General features: G+C 67.7%; 18 protein-coding genes and 1 tRNA gene. 3 read left to right on the top strand and 16 right to left on the bottom strand.

Annotation, left to right across the window (positions count from 1 at the left end; genetic code table 11):
- Complete coding sequence (locus I5E68_RS03950; protein WP_197160963.1) at nucleotides 1–786, top strand: SDR family oxidoreductase; 786 nt, start codon at nucleotides 1–3, stop codon at nucleotides 784–786.
- 340 nt (nucleotides 787–1,126) lie between these two features.
- On the opposite strand, the gene I5E68_RS03955 is transcribed toward I5E68_RS03950, so the two are convergent.
- Nucleotides 1,127–1,202, bottom strand: a tRNA-Thr gene (locus I5E68_RS03955).
- Nucleotides 1,203–1,373: 171 nt separating this feature from the next.
- On the opposite strand from I5E68_RS03955, the gene I5E68_RS03960 reads away from it, so the two are divergent.
- Nucleotides 1,374–2,534 carry an aminotransferase class I/II-fold pyridoxal phosphate-dependent enzyme gene (locus I5E68_RS03960; protein WP_197160965.1) on the top strand — a complete coding sequence of 387 codons (1,161 nt, stop codon included), beginning with the start codon at nucleotides 1,374–1,376 and terminating at the stop codon, nucleotides 2,532–2,534.
- 36 nt (nucleotides 2,535–2,570) lie between these two features.
- Here the strand turns inward: I5E68_RS03960 and I5E68_RS03965 are convergent, their stop codons facing one another.
- Nucleotides 2,571–3,167, bottom strand: a complete 597-nt coding sequence (locus tag I5E68_RS03965) for a TetR/AcrR family transcriptional regulator (RefSeq protein ID WP_197160967.1) — start codon at nucleotides 3,165–3,167, stop codon at nucleotides 2,571–2,573.
- A 345-nt stretch (nucleotides 3,168–3,512) separates the two neighbouring features.
- Between I5E68_RS03965 and I5E68_RS03970 the strand changes: the two genes are divergently transcribed.
- Nucleotides 3,513–3,971: a hypothetical protein gene (locus I5E68_RS03970; RefSeq protein WP_197160969.1), complete on the top strand. Its 459-nt coding sequence runs from the start codon at nucleotides 3,513–3,515 to the stop codon at nucleotides 3,969–3,971.
- Nucleotides 3,972–4,526: 555 nt separating this feature from the next.
- Here the strand turns inward: I5E68_RS03970 and I5E68_RS03975 are convergent.
- The 14 genes from I5E68_RS03975 to I5E68_RS04040 form a co-directional block, all read right to left on the bottom strand.
- Complete coding sequence (locus tag I5E68_RS03975; protein WP_323982082.1) at nucleotides 4,527–5,132, bottom strand: response regulator transcription factor; 606 nt, start codon at nucleotides 5,130–5,132, stop codon at nucleotides 4,527–4,529.
- Nucleotides 5,133–5,364: 232 nt separating this feature from the next.
- Nucleotides 5,365–5,736 (bottom strand): flagellar protein FliS, encoded by a 372-nt coding sequence (locus I5E68_RS03980; protein ID WP_197160971.1) that lies wholly within the window; start codon nucleotides 5,734–5,736, stop codon nucleotides 5,365–5,367.
- 1 nt (nucleotide 5,737) lies between these two features.
- The gene (gene fliD, locus I5E68_RS03985; protein WP_197160973.1) at nucleotides 5,738–7,168 is read right to left on the bottom strand and encodes a flagellar filament capping protein FliD; all 1,431 of its coding nucleotides are present in this window, start codon (nucleotides 7,166–7,168) and stop codon (nucleotides 5,738–5,740) included.
- 59 nt (nucleotides 7,169–7,227) lie between these two features.
- Complete coding sequence (locus I5E68_RS03990) at nucleotides 7,228–8,364, bottom strand: EscU/YscU/HrcU family type III secretion system export apparatus switch protein (RefSeq protein WP_197160975.1); 1,137 nt, start codon at nucleotides 8,362–8,364, stop codon at nucleotides 7,228–7,230.
- A complete protein-coding gene (gene fliR, locus I5E68_RS03995; protein ID WP_197160977.1) occupies nucleotides 8,361–9,143 on the bottom strand; it encodes a flagellar biosynthetic protein FliR in 783 nt (260 codons plus the stop codon). Before fliR ends, I5E68_RS03990 begins: the two co-directional genes overlap by 4 nt.
- Before the next feature lie 13 nt (nucleotides 9,144–9,156).
- Nucleotides 9,157–9,447: a flagellar biosynthetic protein FliQ gene (locus I5E68_RS04000; protein WP_197160979.1), complete on the bottom strand. Its 291-nt coding sequence runs from the start codon at nucleotides 9,445–9,447 to the stop codon at nucleotides 9,157–9,159.
- 8 nt (nucleotides 9,448–9,455) lie between these two features.
- Entirely contained in the window at nucleotides 9,456–10,223 is a 768-nt protein-coding gene (gene fliP, locus I5E68_RS04005) for a flagellar type III secretion system pore protein FliP (RefSeq protein WP_197160981.1), read from the bottom strand.
- Nucleotides 10,220–10,495 carry a flagellar biosynthetic protein FliO gene (locus I5E68_RS04010; protein ID WP_197160983.1) on the bottom strand — a complete coding sequence of 92 codons (276 nt, stop codon included), beginning with the start codon at nucleotides 10,493–10,495 and terminating at the stop codon, nucleotides 10,220–10,222. The genes fliP and I5E68_RS04010 overlap by 4 nt, the downstream gene beginning before the upstream one ends.
- Nucleotides 10,496–10,500: 5 nt before the next feature.
- Nucleotides 10,501–10,857 (bottom strand): flagellar motor switch protein FliN, encoded by a 357-nt coding sequence (fliN, locus tag I5E68_RS04015; RefSeq protein ID WP_228726813.1) that lies wholly within the window; start codon nucleotides 10,855–10,857, stop codon nucleotides 10,501–10,503.
- Between the two features lie 93 nt (nucleotides 10,858–10,950).
- A complete protein-coding gene (locus I5E68_RS04020) occupies nucleotides 10,951–11,901 on the bottom strand; it encodes a FliM/FliN family flagellar motor C-terminal domain-containing protein (RefSeq protein ID WP_197160985.1) in 951 nt (316 codons plus the stop codon).
- Nucleotides 11,902–11,908: 7 nt separating this feature from the next.
- A complete protein-coding gene (locus I5E68_RS04025; RefSeq protein WP_197160987.1) occupies nucleotides 11,909–12,499 on the bottom strand; it encodes a flagellar basal body-associated FliL family protein in 591 nt (196 codons plus the stop codon).
- Between the two features lie 43 nt (nucleotides 12,500–12,542).
- Nucleotides 12,543–14,363 carry a hypothetical protein gene (locus I5E68_RS04030; RefSeq protein ID WP_197160989.1) on the bottom strand — a complete coding sequence of 607 codons (1,821 nt, stop codon included), beginning with the start codon at nucleotides 14,361–14,363 and terminating at the stop codon, nucleotides 12,543–12,545.
- Between the two features lie 32 nt (nucleotides 14,364–14,395).
- Entirely contained in the window at nucleotides 14,396–14,821 is a 426-nt protein-coding gene (locus I5E68_RS04035) for a hypothetical protein (protein WP_197160991.1), read from the bottom strand.
- A complete protein-coding gene (locus I5E68_RS04040) occupies nucleotides 14,818–16,179 on the bottom strand; it encodes a FliI/YscN family ATPase (RefSeq protein ID WP_197160993.1) in 1,362 nt (453 codons plus the stop codon). The genes I5E68_RS04035 and I5E68_RS04040 overlap by 4 nt, the downstream gene beginning before the upstream one ends.
- Nucleotides 16,180–16,182 lie beyond the last annotated feature (3 nt).

The following is a 16,182-nucleotide window of genomic DNA, read 5'->3' on the forward strand; positions in this document are numbered from 1 at the left end:
ATGAACTTCTCTCTCGATCAGTTCCGCCTCGACGGAAAGACCGCGATTGTCACTGGGGCCGGTGGGCGCGGCAACTCGATCGGCCGTGCCTATGCGCTGGGCCTTGCCCATGCGGGCGCGAATGTCGTCGTGGCCGACCTCAACAAGGAAGGGGCCGAAGCGGTCGCGAACGAAATTTGCGAGGCTGGCGGCAAGGCGATCGGCGTCCAGGTCGATGTGGCAGACGAAGCGGCAAGCTTGGCGATGGCCGAGGCTGCAAAAGCCGAATTTGGCGGTATCGATATCCTCGTCAATAATGCGGCACTGATGGTCGACATCAGCTATGATGATTTCGAAAAGGTATCGCTCGAGGCGTGGAACAAGGCGCTGGCCGTCAACCTCAACGGTGCGCTGCTGTGCAGCCGCGCAGTGATCCCCTCCATGCGCGATCGCGGAGGGGGGCGCATAGTCAATCAGACGAGCGGCGGCGCCTTCCCGGCAACGGGCCTTTATGGCATTTCGAAGCTGGCGCTGGTCGGGCTCACTACGTCTCTCGCCAAGCAGTTCGGCAAGGCGAACATCACCTGCAACGCGATTGCCCCGGGTAACGTCACGTCCGACGCTGGCAAGATGCTGGTGCCCGACGATTCTCCGTTCATCAAATTCCTTGAAATGACCTGCGCCACGCGCCCACGCGGCGGCCCGGACGAGCTGGTTGGTACACTCTTGCTGCTTTGCTCCGAGGCGGGCAGCTGGATCACCGGCCAGACAATCCACGTAGACGGGGGCTGGGTACTGCGGCCTTAACATCCAACATTTCGCGCCTTGATCGCCGGTCTTGTGTAGTAGGCTCTGCTCATAGCGTTGAGGCGGACCGTCGATAATCGCATGGGGGATATGCTGGCGTAACGCCAATTGACGTTCGCGGGAGTTCTCAACCGCGTCAGCTATCCTTGCCTCTGCCTCGTGCACGGTCCCAGGGCAGGCCGGTGAGCCATGTATGGCACCCGCAGAGCGAAGGTCGGCTTGTCCGGGGCGGTCGCTCCAAAGGCGACAGACCCGAAGGTCCCGGGGCAAGCCGCTGACCTGAACTCGCGCCGCTGCGAAGGGAGCGTCGGCTTTCCTAGGGAAAGTGTCTTTGGGAAGGTGGTGCCGCTTACAGGACTCGAACCTGTGGCCCCATCATTACGAATGATGTGCTCTACCAACTGAGCTAAAGCGGCATGCCCGGTGATTCCGGGGGTGCCGGAAGCGAGACAGGGGGCGCCTTTACCGGCGCTTGGGCGCGAGTGCAAGAGGGTTTGCGCGTGGGTCGTCACTTTGCGTTCGTGGTGTCGACGTGTGCGCCAGCGCGCGGCTTGCAGGGGCGGCGGGGAGGGCCTAGCACGCAGGGCATGACCCGCCCTTCAACCGCTATCGCCCAGGTCGACCAGTTCCACGCCATCGCCATCGGCCGTCTTGCCTATCAGCTGGCCAGCGAAGGGCGTTCGATCATCCATATGGAATATGGCCAGCCCTCGACCGGGGCACCGGCGCGCGCGATCGCGCTGGCGCACGAGGTGCTCGATCGCGAGCCGGGCGGCTATTGGGAAAACCCCGCGCTCAAGCAGCGCATCGCGCGTCATTATCAGGAGAGCTACGGGGTCACCGTGGACCCGGAGGGCGTGATCCTGACTTGCGGCGGTTCGCCCGCGCTGGTGCTTGCGCTGTCCAGCCTGTTCGCGCCCGGCGCGCGCGTGGCGCTGGCGCGGCCGGGCTATGTCGCCTATCGCAATACGCTCAAGGCGCTTTACCTCGAGCCGGTCGAGATCGCCTGCGGCCCTGCCGAGCGCTACCAGCTTACCGCAGCAGCGCTCGAGGCGCTCGAGCCTGCGCCCGACGGGGTGATCGTGGCGAGCCCGGCCAACCCGACCGGCACGGTCATCGCGCCCGACGAACTGGCCGCCATTGCCGAGGTCTGCCAGCGCCGCGGCATCCGCATCATCTCGGATGAGATCTATCATGGGCTGACTTACGGTACGCCCGCGCACTCGGTGCTCGAGCATGCTGGCGACGCGCTGATCCTCAACAGTTTTTCAAAGTACTACTCGATGACCGGCTGGCGGCTGGGCTGGCTGCTGGTGCCGCCCGCGCTGATCGACGTTGCGCGCGCGCGCATGGGCAACCTGTTCCTGACGCCGCCGGTGCTGGCGCAGCACGCCGGACTTGCCGCCTTCGACTGCGAGGAGGAATTGCAGGGGCACTTGCGCAGCTACGCGCGCAACCGCGAGTTGCTTCTGGCGGCGCTCCCGCGCCTCGGTCTCGAGCGTATCGCGCCGCCTGACGGTGCCTTCTACGTCTGGGCCGATATCGCGCACCTTACCCAAGACAGCCTCGATTTCTGTCGCCGCCTGCTCGAGGATACCGGCGTCGCAACTGCGCCCGGTGTCGATTTCGATCCGGTCGAGGGTGGCCATTTCATCCGCTTCAGCTTTGCGGTCTCGACCGTGGAGATCGAGGATGCGATCGAGCGCATGGTCCCCTGGTTCGCATCGCAGGCGCAGCACACCGCATAGGTTCAGGACTGCAGGCCCCCCAGGGGCCTGGGCGCTCTACTTGGCCTCTGCCATGGTCGCGGAGGCGGGGCGTTTGACGATCTCTTCTAGCGTGCGCTGGTACCAGCCGGTGATCGCCTCACGCTGGGCATCGTCACAGCTCTCGAGCGACATGTGGCGCATCAGGAAAATGTAGCCGGTGCTCAGCAGCGCGACTTCGGTGGCGCGCTCGGTCCCGTCTGCTCCGCCGAAGAAGGCCGCGAGCGGGGCGATGTTGGTCTGGGCATAGACCCGCGCCGCCAGCTCGGCGATCTCGCTCTCGCCCGAGGCGAGTACGATCATCATCGTCAACTTGGTCGCAATCGCCTCGGTGCTGATCCAGCGGGTGACCCGCTGCGCGAAATCGTCGTTGGTGACGGTCTCGATACGCTCGGACGGGATGCAATGGCGCAGTGCAGCTTCGAACAGGCCTGCCTTGGAGCCGAAGTAGCGCAGCAGCAGGGTCGTGCTGGTCCCCGCAAGTGCAGCCACGTCGCGAATCCCCGTTGCGGGGTAGCCCACGGTGGAAAAAGCCTCGACCGCGGCATCGAGGATACGCTTGCGGGTCGCTTCGGCATCGCGCTTTTGCGGTTCGGGAAGAGATCGGGACGGCATTAACTATGTTTAATGCCCTGAAAACGTTGACAGTGCAAGATCAGGCCCGATCTTCGCACGGCTCGAGAGGGGACTCAGGGCGCGGGTTTGCGCCATTGTGCGACGAGCCGAACTGTTCAAACCGGCGCTTTTCGTCCATAGACCCGCGCTTCGAAGCTCCGGGGATCGCCCGGGGTGCGGCACCGGGCGCGATGTGCGGATGACCTTGTGAAACGCATCTTCATATCGGCAAGGCACGATGTCGCAGAATGGGACCGGGCCCGATCCTGCGGCTTTTACGTGGATTGACTGGGCAGGCGCTTTGCGGCCTGAAAGGCGCGATCCCTCCGACCAGGCGAAACGATTATGACGACTACCTTGTGTGCCCCGATGACCGACCTCGAGATCTGGCGTGAAGGTCTGCGCGACCTGCTTGACGATTGTGCGGGCAGCACGCCGCTCGAGGAGGCCTCGCGCATCCGCGAGGCGGCGCGCATGTTCGAGGACGCGCAGTCGACCACGCTCGAGACCACGGTCGCCAAGGTCGATTTTGCGCGGCTGGAGCAGTTGCTCGCCGCCGATGCGATGGAAAGCGCGGTGCTGAGCCTGCTCGGGCCAAAGGTTCCCTTCATGCTGTCGCGCGGCAATGGCAGCTGTCTGGCCACGGTGCTGGTCCCCGAGGAAGGGGGCGAGGTCATGGCCGAGGCCGCGACGATGGCTCTCGCACTGCTGGCAGCCTATGTCTCGGCGCTCCTGGCGGGCAGCGAGAAAGCCCATGCGGCGCTTGGCGAAGCAGGGGCGCTGGCGAGCATGCGGCTGCACTGAATTCGCAGCGCCTTTGTACGGGGCCACGCCGTTGCGGGCCGACTTCGTGCTTTCGCGCTGTTTGCGGCGTAACCGCGTGGAGGCCATTTTCGAACCAGTCATGGTTGTCCTGTTCCGGGCTCGAGCGCGAACGCGGCTGGCAGGGGGCGCCGATCCGGGAGCGTGGCCAAGCCTTGTAGCAACAAGCCTTGCGTCAAGATACCGGGCGTGCGGGTCTTATGGTCAACGGGGCGACGTATCCGGCAAGTTCCGAAGGGATGCGCGGATACGCCGCCAGGCTGGTTTCGATCCCGGGTTTGCACGGGGGGTCTTGGCAGGCCCGGCCGGGTTTTCTCCCGGCGCGGACCTGCCTGTACACGACTGGCGGGACCAGGAGCCGGTCTTGACCAGAATGGCGGGCCGGCAAGACATTGGTCGCATGATCCGCGCTAAGGTTTCGTCTCCGGCGAAATAGGGGTTGGCCCTTGGGCGGCGACGAAAATCCGATAGCCTTCATGTTGCACGCCCCGCAGGTCCGGTATTCAGGCAGTGCGGGGCGGAACGCGCGGCGAGGCCTCAGTGCAGCAGCGCGGCCTCGATCGCGATGCGGATGGCGTCCGAGGTGTGGTTGGCGCCCAGCTTGTTGAGCATGTTGGCGCGATGGATTTCCACCGTGCGCGGGCTGATCGAGAGCTTTTCGCCGATCAGCCGGTTGGACAGCCCGCTGGCGACCCCGCCCAGCACTTCGCGTTCACGCCGGGTGAGGCGGTCGATCCGGGCGCGGGCCATGACCTCGCGCAGCTTGGCATTGCCCAGACATTCCGCGCGGGCCATGGCGCGTTCGAGCGTGCCGTTGAGTTCGATCGCGGTGATCGGCCAGGCTATGTAGTCGATCGCGCCGTCGAGTATGGCCTTGACGATGCGCTGGGCATCGGGGTTCTCGCTAAAGGCGATGATCGGAAACCATTCGCCATGGCGCGCCATGTTGTCGATCAGTTCGTCGATCGCGCCCGCTTCGTCCTGGATGAGGATGATGCCCGAGCGCGGCCATGCCATGGAGAGTTCGGCGATGTTCTCGAAGGGCTCGACGTGCATGTCGGCCGAGGAAAGTGCGTGGCTGATCGATGCGCGCCGGCGCAAGTCGTTGTCGATCAGAATGAGGTTGGATATATCTGCGTCCACCTAGTGCCTCCCTACACATGATTTGTCCCTAGGGGGATATTCTGGGGGCGCGGAAATAGCCCGCCGGGAAGCCTCCGTTATCGAGAAGTCGACTGCGCGCTACGGGTGAATTCTATTGAAATAAGTACTTGGAGTAACCGAAACGGTTCTGCATTGGGGATGGTGCACGCATCGCTTCAAAGGCTTGGGGCGCGCGCAGATCGTGCAGACGTGGCGACTCGTGCCGCACCGATCATGGCCCGCGAAGTGCCGCACCGATCTCGATGAAGTCGTCGCGCAGGGTGGTGATGCGCGCCGCATCGAAGCGGGTCGCGCTGTCGAGCACGGTACGCCGCGCCGAACGGTAGAGCTGGTTGAGGGCGCCGGCCATGTCGTCCTCGCCCGAAACGCCCATCTGCAGCGCGGTCACCGCAGTGAGTGCGCGGGTCATCGAGCGGCTGCGCAGGGCACTCTCGCCGATCGCATCGGCGTGGATCGCGGTACCCAGCGCGCCGATCAGCTGCTCGAAGCACAAGTGGACCAGTTCGGCCGGGCCCGCGCCGGTGACGCGGGCATCGAAGTCGACGCGGCGATAGGCCTCGTGAGGAGACAGGCGCGGGCGCATCTCAGTCGCCCGTCTTGTTCCATTGCGCGATCTGGTTCTTCAGCATGGCAAGCGTTGCTTGCGAGGTGCCGATCCGCACTTCGGAGGTGGTGAATTGCGAAGCGAGGCGTGCGCGCAGTTTTTCCTGATCCTCCGCCAGCTTGGTCTGGTCCTCTGACAGGCGTGCGATCTGCCGGTTGTAGCGGGTAATGGATCCGCCCAGCGAACCCGAATTGGTGGTCGAGCTGGCATCGCGGTAAATCTTGTCGAAGGTCGCGAAGACGCCGTTGATGCCATTGGTGAACATCGCCGCTACACCTTCCGGGTCTGCGGCCAGTGTCGCCTGCAGACGCTGGGTGTCGAGCGAGAAGGTCCCGTTGCGCTCGGTCTTCAGGCCAAGGTCGGCGAGCGTGCGCGCGGCTCCGGTGGCATTGGGCATGATCACCGTGCCGGCGAGGCCCGAGAGCGAGCGGCGCAGCGCCCGCGCGCCGCCGTCGTTGGCCAGTTCGGCGCCGATGCCGGTGGCCGCGTTCAGCTCGGCCATGACCTCGTTGAGCGCATCGGTGAGGTCCTGCATCGAGCTGGCAATGCTGCTGGTGGGATCGGAGAAGCTGACCCGGGTCGGTGCGCCGGTGTTGGTGGCGAGCAATTGCAGCTTCACCCCCGGCACGGCTTCGCTGATGGTGTTGGAACTGGAGGTATAGTCGAGACCGTCGATGGTGAAGGCCGCGTCCACGGCCGTGGCGAGCAGTTCGCCCGAGGCCGAGGCGGGGTTCCAGGCGAGGTTGGCGAGGCCCGGCTCCGCCGCGTCCTCGCTCGCTTCGAGAACGAAGCCGTTGGTCACGCCCTCGCGTCCCTTGAGCACCAGCTGCGCGCCGTCGACGGTATTGGCGACATAGGCCTGCACCCCGGCATTGGCGCCGTTGATTGCGCTGGCGACGTCGGCCAGCGTGGCACCGCTGGCAATCGTCACGTCAACGGCGGTCTGGCCGGTGTCCTCGGTGAAGCTGGCGCCGTCGATCGTGCCGAAGCGCAAGGTGAGCGTGCCCGCGCCGACCGGATCGGATGCGCTGGCATAGGGCGTCGAGGCAATGCGCTGGCCCGAAGCGAGCCGGGTGACCTCGAGCGAATAGCTGCCCTTGGGCTGGGTCGAGCCGGTGAGCCCGGCGCTGGCTATCGCGGCATTGGCGACGCTGGGAACCGGGGCAAGGTCGCCCGAGCGCACCAGGGTGCCCAGCGAGGTGTTGAGCGCGAGCAGCATCGACTTGATGTTGGAGGCCGATGAAACCTTCGCTTCGAGCGTGTCGCCGCGCTCGGTCAGGCGATCGGTGCGCGCCGCGAACTGCGCCTGCGCCAGCTTGTTGGCGAGGTCGAGCATGTCGATGCCGCTGCCCCCGCCGAGCGCGGTGACCAGCGAGCTGGTGGCGGTAGGGGAATTGGTGATCGTGTTCATGCCTTCCAGAACGACAGAAGAAGCGGGCGATTAAGGCGGCGACGGCAAAGAACCGGTGCTCAGACCGAGGTCGGATCGAGCCTGCCATCGGCGTCGAAGCGCAAGGTCACCGGCACGCTCACCTTGGGCTTCTCGCGCCTCTCGCCGCGTTTCAGGGCGAGCACGAAGGCGAGGATCGCGGCGACCGCAACGAAGTGGTCATCCTTGATCATGTGCTTCTCGCGCACCGAATAGAAGATCGAGCGGGCCAGAGCCGGGTATTCGAGCACGGGCACGGCATAGTCTGCGGCCAGTTCGCGCATTGCCAGCGCCTTGTCGCCGCGCCCGCGGGCAAGGACGACGGGGGCGGGGGCCTTCTCGGGATCGTAACCTAGCGCCACCGCGAAGTGGATCGGGTTGACGATGATGAACTGGGCTTCCTGCATCGCAGGCACCAGTCCGCCCATCGCGATCTTGCGCTGGCGCTCCTTGATCGCGGCCTTCTTTTCGGGCGCGCCTTCGGTTTCCTTGTGTTCGTCGCGCATTTCCTGCGTGGTCATCTTGAGGCGCAGGAGGCGCCGCACCAGCTGGATCGGAAAGTCGATCAGCGCGATCACCGCCAGCCCGCCCGCCAGCCATACCAGCAGCAGGGCCAGCGAATTCCAGGCATCGGACAGCTGCCCGGCGAGATCGCCGCGCCCCAGCTGCGCCAGCCGCAGCGCGTGGTCCTTCGCCCAGAGCCAGGCGATCGTGCCGAGCAGCGTGACCTTGGCAACGCCCTTGGCCATCTCGATCCAGCCATTGGGGCCGAACATGCGCTTGAGCCCCTTGAGCGGGTCGATGCGCGAGCCCTTGGGGGCAAGGTTGCTGCCCAGCCAGCGGCCCTCGCCGAAACCGAGCTGCGAGAGCAGCGAGACGAGGATGACCGCGAGGCCGAGCAGGAATACCGGGGGGAGCGCGGCGAGCATCGCCTGCACCAGCAGGCGCGAGACGCCGAAGTCGTCGATGTCGGCGCGGCCGAAGCGCAAGGCCGTGCGCAGCAGCATCGAGAGGCTCTCGAGCAGCCAGGGCCCGGCGAGCAGGAACCAGGCTGCTCCCACGGCCACCGCGCCCGCCGTCGCCAGCTCGCGCGAGCGGATGACGTCGCCCTTGCGCGCGGCGTCGCGCTTGCGCTTGGGGGTCGGGGCATGGCTCTTCTCGCCTTCGCTCTCGCTCATGGCGCAATGACCCGCGCGACATGGACGATGGCATCGCGCGAGAGGCGCACGACAAGGTCGGTCAGGACCTGCGTCGAGATGAGCAGGGCCCCCAGCCCGCCCAGCACACCAGCGGGCAGGCCCAGCGAGAACAGGTTGAGCGAGGGCGCGGAGCGGCTCAGCACGCCGGTGACGAGCTGGACCACGAGCAGCACGAGGCAGGCGGGGAGCGCAATGGCGAGCGCGGTGGCGAAGGTCTGCGAGGCGAAACCGGCGACCATGGCGAAGCGCTCTGCGCCCAGCCAGGTCTGCCCCGGCGGGAAGGCCCGGTAGCTCTCGACCACCAGCGCGAGCCATTGCAGGTGCGCCCCCAGCGCAAGGAAGATCATCGTCAGGACGACCCCGAAATACTGGCCCAGAGCGGGGGACTGCGTGCCCGAATTGGGATCGACCGCGACCGCCATGTTCATCCCCATCGACCCGCCGATAACCTCGGCGGCGAGGATCGGTGCGGCGAAAGCGAGCTGGAGCACGAAGCCAAGCACCAGCCCGACCATGACCTCGCCCAGAACCGCGAGCAGCCCGGCGAGGGTGAACAGCGCGGGCGGTACCGCGAACGGCAGCCAGGCGCAGACCATGACCGCCAGCGCGCCCGATGCGATCACGCGCACCTGCGGGGGGACCGAGGGAATGCCGAAGAGCGGGGCGGCGACCAGTGCGGCGCCGATCCGGGTCATCACGAAGAGCAGGCGCCAGAACTGCTCCTCGAGCGCGCCGAAGCCGAAGTCGAGCGCGATCATCGGGCTGGGCCGGTCATGGCGCGACCTGCTCGGCTTGCCCCGTGCGCGCGATCTGCGCGAAGATCTCCTGCGCGAAATCGCCGATCAGGGTCATCATCGAACTACCCATGAGCACCAGCACGAGCGCGACTACCGCGAGCTTGGGCACTAAAGTCAGCGTCTGTTCGTTGACCGATGTCGCGGCCTGGATCACGCCGACCGCAAGCCCCACCACGAGCGCCGCGATCAGCACCGGCGCGGCGACGAGTGCGGTCACCCACAGCATCTTGTCGGCGAGCGACAGCAGGGCAGTGATGTCCTCCATCACAAGCGCTATCCGAAGCTCGCCGCGAGCGAGCCCATGATCAGGGCCCAGCCGTCGATCATCACGAAGAGCAGCAGCTTGAAGGGCAGCGAGACCACCATCGGGCTCATCATCATCATGCCCAGCGACATCAGCACCGAGGAGACCACGAGGTCGATGACGAGAAAGGGCAGGAACAGCATGAAGCCGATCTGGAAGGCGGTCTTCAGTTCGCTGGTGACGTAGGCGGGCAGAAGGATCGAGAAGGGCACCTGTTCGGGCGAGGCGAAGCGGCCCGCACCGGCCATGTCGGCGAACATCGCAAGGTCGCGCTCGCGGGTCTGGCGCACCATGAACCTGTGGAACTCGAGGCCCGCCGCTGCGATCGCCTGTCCGGCGTCGATGCTATCGGCGGCATAGGGCGCGATCGCGGTCTCGTTCACCCGGTCGAGTGTCGGTGCCATGACGAAGAGCGAGAGGAACATCGCAAGGCCGATCAGCACCTGGTTGGGCGGCGACTGCTGCAGCCCGATCGCCTGGCGCAGGATCGCGAGGACGACGAGGATGCGGGTGAAGCTGGTCATCATCAGCACGAGGCTGGGCAGGATCGTGAGCAGCCCCATAATCAGGAGCAGCTGGAGCGAGAGGCTCAGGCCATCGCCGCTATCGTCCTTGAGCTCGCCGAAGGCGCGGTCGAGTGCGCCGGGGAACGCCTCCTGCGCATGGACAGCAAGCGGCAGCGCGAAGAGGCCGAGCGCCAGCGCGACAATGGCGGATCGTGCGATGCGGCGGCTCATTCGGGAGGCTCCGTTTCGATGCGAAGCGGCGCCTCGGCAAGCCGGGTCAGCCCGCTGCGCGAGACCGAGACGAGGATCTCGCGGCCATGGAAGGCGATCACCGCGAGCTTCAGCCCGGACGAGAGCATCACCGTCTCGACCACGCGCACCGAGCGCGCGGCGGGCCCGGCGCCGATCCGCCCCTGCATGCGCTGCGCCAACTTGAGGCAGCCCCATGCTAGCAGTGCGATCAGCGGCACAATCACCAGAAGCTTGAGCAGGTAGAACGCCATGGGATTCAGCCTTCCTCGCCCGAACGCGACGGCGAACTCGTGTTCGCGCCGCCGCCGCCGTTGCCGCTGCCACTATCGCCGGGCAGCGGCAGGGTCGCGTCGGGCGCGCTCTCCTCGATCCCGAGCATCTCGACGATGCGCAGGCCGAAGCGCCCGTTGTGCGAGACGACCTCGCCGCGGGCGATCGGCTTGCCGTTGACCAACACGTCGAGCAGCTCGTCGGTCATGCGGTCGAGCACGACGAGGCTCTCGGGGGCCAGCGCGAGCACGTCCTTCAGTTTCATCTGGCTGCGGCCCAGTTCCACCGAGAGACGTACGTCGACGTCTCGCAGGAAATCGAGGCCGCGCGAATGCATCGTCATCGCTGCTCCTGTCCCCATTCCATCCGGCACGCGCGGCCGAATTGCCAAGTGCCGAATTGCCAAGTGATCGCCTTTGCGGCCCGGTCTCGCATGTCAGAAGGCCTGCCCGAGCTGGACCGCGATGCGGTCGTCGAGCTCGCCTACGCTGCCGGTCGCGATCGTGCGTCCGTCGACCTGCAGCGGTACTGCGCGGGCAACCGCGACCGGGAGCACGTCGCCCGGGCGCAGCAGCGAGAGGCGGCGCATCGACATCGGCATGTCGACCAGCACCGCGGTCAGCTCGATCGGCATAGAGGCGAAGGGTTCCGCGTTCGGGGGAACGCTGCGTCGTGGTCCGGACCGGTGGCGATGGCGCTTGGGTGCAGGCAAGGCTTCGGCAAGCGTCGCGAGCGGGAAGGCGAGTGCGAGCGACAAGGGTTCGCTGCTATCCCCGGCGCTGCCGGGCTCCTCGATGTCGATGACGATGCGCAGCAGTTCGGAGTGGCGCGCGAAGGGATCGAGCTGGCGCAGGCTGGTGTCGCGTCGCAGGCTGCGCACGGCGAGCCGCTCGTCGGCGGTGGTCTCGCCGGACGGTTTCTGCGCCCCGGCCAGTGCTCCTGCCAGAGCCTCGGCGAGCGCGCCCTCGATGCGCGATAGCAGCAGTTCGGCGGAAAGCGGGAAGGCTTCGGGCAGCGGGTCGGGCACCGCGCCGCGTCCGCCATAGGCGCGGTCGACGAGCCGGAACAGCGGCGGCGCCTCGAAGGTCGCGAGCATGGGCAGCGCCTTGGGGCCGAGCACGATCAGGCTGTGCATCGCGAGCGTCTCGATCTCGGACTGGATCGCGCCCAGCGTGCAGTCCATCGGCATGCCGATGCGCACCACGGGCGGCTCGCCGCCGGTCACCCGCGCAAGCGGGGCGGGCAGCAGGCGCGCCAGCTTCTCGCCGAGAAACGAGAGCGCGGGCACCAGCTCGTCGATCGCAGGCGGCGCGCCGAGCAGGTCGGCGCTGTGCTTCGCGCTGCGCCGCGCCCTGGCGCTCGAAGGGGGAGGGGGAGAGCCGGTCATCGCGGCCTCACTGGATGATCAGGCTGCGGAAGTAGACCGCGTCGACGCCGCCATAGCCTTCCTTGGTCTTGAGGACCTTGTTGATCGTCGCGGTGAGCCGCTTCTGCAGGCGATCCTTGCCCTCGATGGTGTACATGTCGTCCTCGTGGGTATCCGCGATCACCGCCAGCATCTGCGAGCGGATCGCCAGCTCGTGCTTCTTGACCCACATCAGCACGCGCCCGTCGCGCCGGGTCGAGCAGGCGAGCGCGAGCTGGACGAGGGCGTCGGAATCCTTGAGGTTCGACGTGAACTCGTCGGCGAAGGTATAGTAGGCGGTGCGGTACTCGTCGCCGCCATCGCCATCGACATGGGCGCCGCCGCCTTCCTCGCCCTCACCTTCGGCTGCGGGCGGGGCATAGGGGTCTTCCTCGCCCTTGCGGATCAGCTGCGGGCCGTGCTCCTTCTTTTCCTCGTGGCCACCGCCCAGGAACATCATCGCGCCCGCTGCGCCGCCCCCGCCGACGACGAGCATGCCCACCGCGACGAGGATCAGCCCGAGCTTGCCCTTGCCCTTGGGCGCATCGCCGCCTTCGTCCTTGTTCTTCTTGTCGCTCATCGCTGACTAGTTCCCCTGATGTCGGACAGGTGCCGCGTGCTGCTCAGGCGTAGATGCCGTTTTGCGTGGAGGCGTCGTGCGCAGCTGGTGCCGCTTGCGGTGCCGCGCTGTTCCCCTCGCGACCTTGCGAGCGCTGGCGCGGGGGCGCGCGATCGCCGGTATTCGCGCCGCTCTCGCGTTGCTGCGGGCCTTGCTCGGACCCGCTCTGGCTCTGGCCAGCGCCTTGCTGGTGCAGGGTGCTCTGCGTGCCCTCGCGCGCTGGCTCGTGCTGGAGCGAGGACGCGGCAGGAATGCTGGCGCCTGTCTGTGCTGCGGCGATGACCGCGCCTGCAAATTCCGGGTCGGCGCTTGCGAGCGTCACGCTCATGCCACTTTCCTCGGGTCGCAGGCGCAGCGAGACGTGCCCGAACTGGGCATGGACCAGCGAGGTCTGCACGCCGAGCGTGCCCCCGGCCTCGCGCGCTTCGTCGAGCCGCGCGACGAGGCGTGCGAAGTCATGCGGCGCTTGTACCGCTTCCGCAGCAGACGGGCCGCGAACCGCCTGCGGATCGCCCCCTGCGCGAAGCAGCGCGGCATCGCTCGCGAGCGCGATGTTGCTGATGGATGAGGGCGCATCGGCCACCGCGATGGGGCCCGGTGCCCCGTCGCTGCCCGGCTGCGGCACGCTGGCGGCGTTCGGCCGGGTTACGCGAATGTCGGCCTCCTGCTCGAGCGCGGCCCCGCGCACGATTGATTGCCAGGCACGCGAAAGTGGCGGTGCTCGATCGGGTGCGGCAGCCGGGTCACGCGGCGGTGCCATCGTGCGCGCGGCGGCGAAGGTCTCGCCCGCCTCGTCCTCGCCCTTGGAAAGTCTGGCAGGCATCGGGCCATCGAGCGTTGGGGCGCTGAGCGCTTTGGCAGCAAGTTCGGGCGGCGCTGACGGTGCATCGTCGTTGACGGCCACCAGCGTCACCGGGCCGAGCATGACGGGCACGGCGCCCTTCGCTGTCGGGCGGGCGATTGCAGGCACGGATGGCAGCGCTGCGTCCGGTTCCGCCAGCCCTCGCGCGTCGCTCGGCGAAGCGGGCTTCGCGGCGGGAGTTGATGCTGGTGTCTGCGGAAGGTCTCCGAGCACCTGCTCCATGCTGGCGGGAGAACCGGAGGAGACGAGCCGGGCCAGCCGGGCGGCGCTTTCCACCGCGCGCAGGACCTGTGCCGGATCGCTTGCGGTGGGTGCGCTCGAGGAATGCGTCATTGTCTGTGGCGCAGCGTTCGCCGGAAGAACGGGGACCGCTGCCCGCCCGGCATCGAGGGCAGCGCGCGTGCTCTCGGTAACCGGGGCGGGCAGCGGCGGGACGGGAAGAGCGGGCAGGACCATGGGCGCGATGGGCACGCCATCCGGGGCCGCCTCTGCTTCCTCAGGAGCAGGGTCTGGCGAGGCAAGGAACTTATCGGACGCGGGAAGGCTGTCCGATGCGAAGCCGGGTCCAGCCGCCGGATCACTTGCGATGCGAGGTTTGAAGGTAAGGGCGTCAGCCTCGCCGATGACGAAGTCTGGCGACGCGGGTGACGCCGCGAGGTTGCGCGCGCTCGCGCCACGTTTGTCGAAGGCAGGCATGCCCGGCGGCAAGATCTTGCCGGGTGCCGCCTCCAGCTTGCCGTTCAGGGGCGCTGTGCCTGCCGGTGCAGCCGCCTTCGCGTCCGTAGTGGCGGGCGCATCGCTGGCAGGTGCGGGGCTGGTGGCCGCGGCATCGAGAAGCGCCGAGAACGCTGCGGATGGCCCGGTTCCCGCAGACCCGCGCGAATTGCCGGGCAGGGCCGCGAAACTGTCGGGAGACTTCGTGCCGGGAGTGCCTGCGGGGAGCTGCGGAGAACCTGGGATCATCTTGCGGGAAACCTCGTCTTGCGTAGTCCGGGCTATTCAAGGTCCGTGCCAGATGCGCGCCGGGCGCCCAGCACGAGCGGCTGCGCGGCCTTGGCGATCATGCGTTCCTGCAGTTCGGCCCGCTCCTGGCTCGCGGCGCGGCGGCGTTCTGCCTCGGCCAGCTGCTGCTGCTTGGCATCGGCGATGGAACGTGCGCGAAGGGCATCGCCAGCGGTGCTTTGCGCGATGGCCTGTAGCCCGGTGACGAAGCGCCCCAGCTGCCCGAGCGCGGCACCGTCGCGCGCACCGCGCCGCGCACCATAGCTCTCGGCGAGGCTACGGGTGCGGTCGCTGAGCGCGTGGAGCTGCTTGAGCGTGCTTTCCGCCTGCGCAGCCTCGAGCGCGGCGCTCTGCCGGGCGATGGCGCGCACCTTTTCCAGCCGGCGCAGGCGCTCGAGCCGCTTGTGCGCGCCGGTCATGGCCGGGCGTCGAGCAGGGCGGCCAACTGCGCGGCGCTTTCCTCGAGGCCGACCAGCTCGTCCGCCGGCTGGCACAGGAACCCGGTGAGCGCGTCGTGCATCGCGATCGCGGTGTCGAGCTGCGGGTCGGCACCGGCACGGTAGGCGCCCATCAGCACGAGGTCGCGGTTGGCCTCGTAGCTGGCGCATAGCGCGCGAAAGCGCCGCGCGCGTGCCTGATGTTCGGCGCTGACGATGTCGTTCATCACTCTGCTGAGCGAGGCGGCGATGTCGATTGCCGGGTACTGCCCGCGCTGCGCCAGCTCGCGCGAGAGCACGAGATGCCCGTCGAGGATCGAGCGCGCGGTATCGACTACCGGGTCGTCCTGGTTGTCGCCGTCGGCGAGCACGGTGTAGAGCCCGGTGATCGAGCCGCCCGAGGCCGCCGAATTGCCCGCGCGCTCGACCAGCTTGGTGATCGTGGCCAGCGCCGAGGGCGGGTAACCGCGTGCCGCGCCGGGCTCTCCCAGCAGCAGGCCGATCTCGCGCGCGGCATGGGCGACGCGGGTGAGGCTGTCCATGATCAGCAGGACCCGCTGCCCGCGCGCGCGAAAGTGCTCGGCCATGGCGGTTGCCAGCATTGCACCGCGCAGGCGCAGGTTGGGGGCATGGTCGGCGGGCACGGCGACGACCACCGTGCGCGGGCGGGCCTGTCCGCTCGCTGCCTGCGCGTGCATGTGCCGTTCCACGAAGTCGGAGACTTCGCGCGCGCGCTCGCCGATCAGGCCGACGATGACGACTTCGGCGCCGGTGCGCCCCGCTGCCGCGCCGCGCGCGATCATGTCGATCAGCACCGACTTGCCGACGCCCGAACCGGCCATGACCCCGATGCGCTGGCCAACCCCGAACGTGGTCAGGGCATTGAGCGCGCGCACGCCGGTATCGAAGCGCTCGCGCACCGGGCTGCGGTCGAGCGCGGAGGTGCGCACCCCGCCTGCGGGCCATTCCGCGCGGGTATGTATGGCAAGCCCGCCGTCGATCGGCTGGCCCTCGCCGTCGACCGCGCGGCCAAGGAAGGCATCGCCCACCGGCAGCATCCCCGGTCTTCCTTCCGGGCAGACCCTTGCGCCGGGACGCAAGAGGATGGTGTCGCCCAGTAGCATCATCATCGTGCGCCCGTTGCGAAAGCCGATGACCTCGGCGCTGAGCGTGCGGGCACGAGGGTCCACCACGCGGCACATCGCACCGACCGGCACCGAGAGCCCGCTCACCTCGAGCAGCCCTCCGTCGCAGGCGGTCACGTAGCCGAAGCGGCGCGGGGCGAGGTCGATGGGTTCCTCGCCCAGTTCGGCGAGGATCGGGTCGAGGAATTCGAGCATGGC

The sequence above is a fragment of the Novosphingobium aureum genome (assembly GCF_015865035.1).
In the GTDB taxonomy this organism is placed as follows: domain Bacteria; phylum Pseudomonadota; class Alphaproteobacteria; order Sphingomonadales; family Sphingomonadaceae; genus Novosphingobium; species Novosphingobium aureum.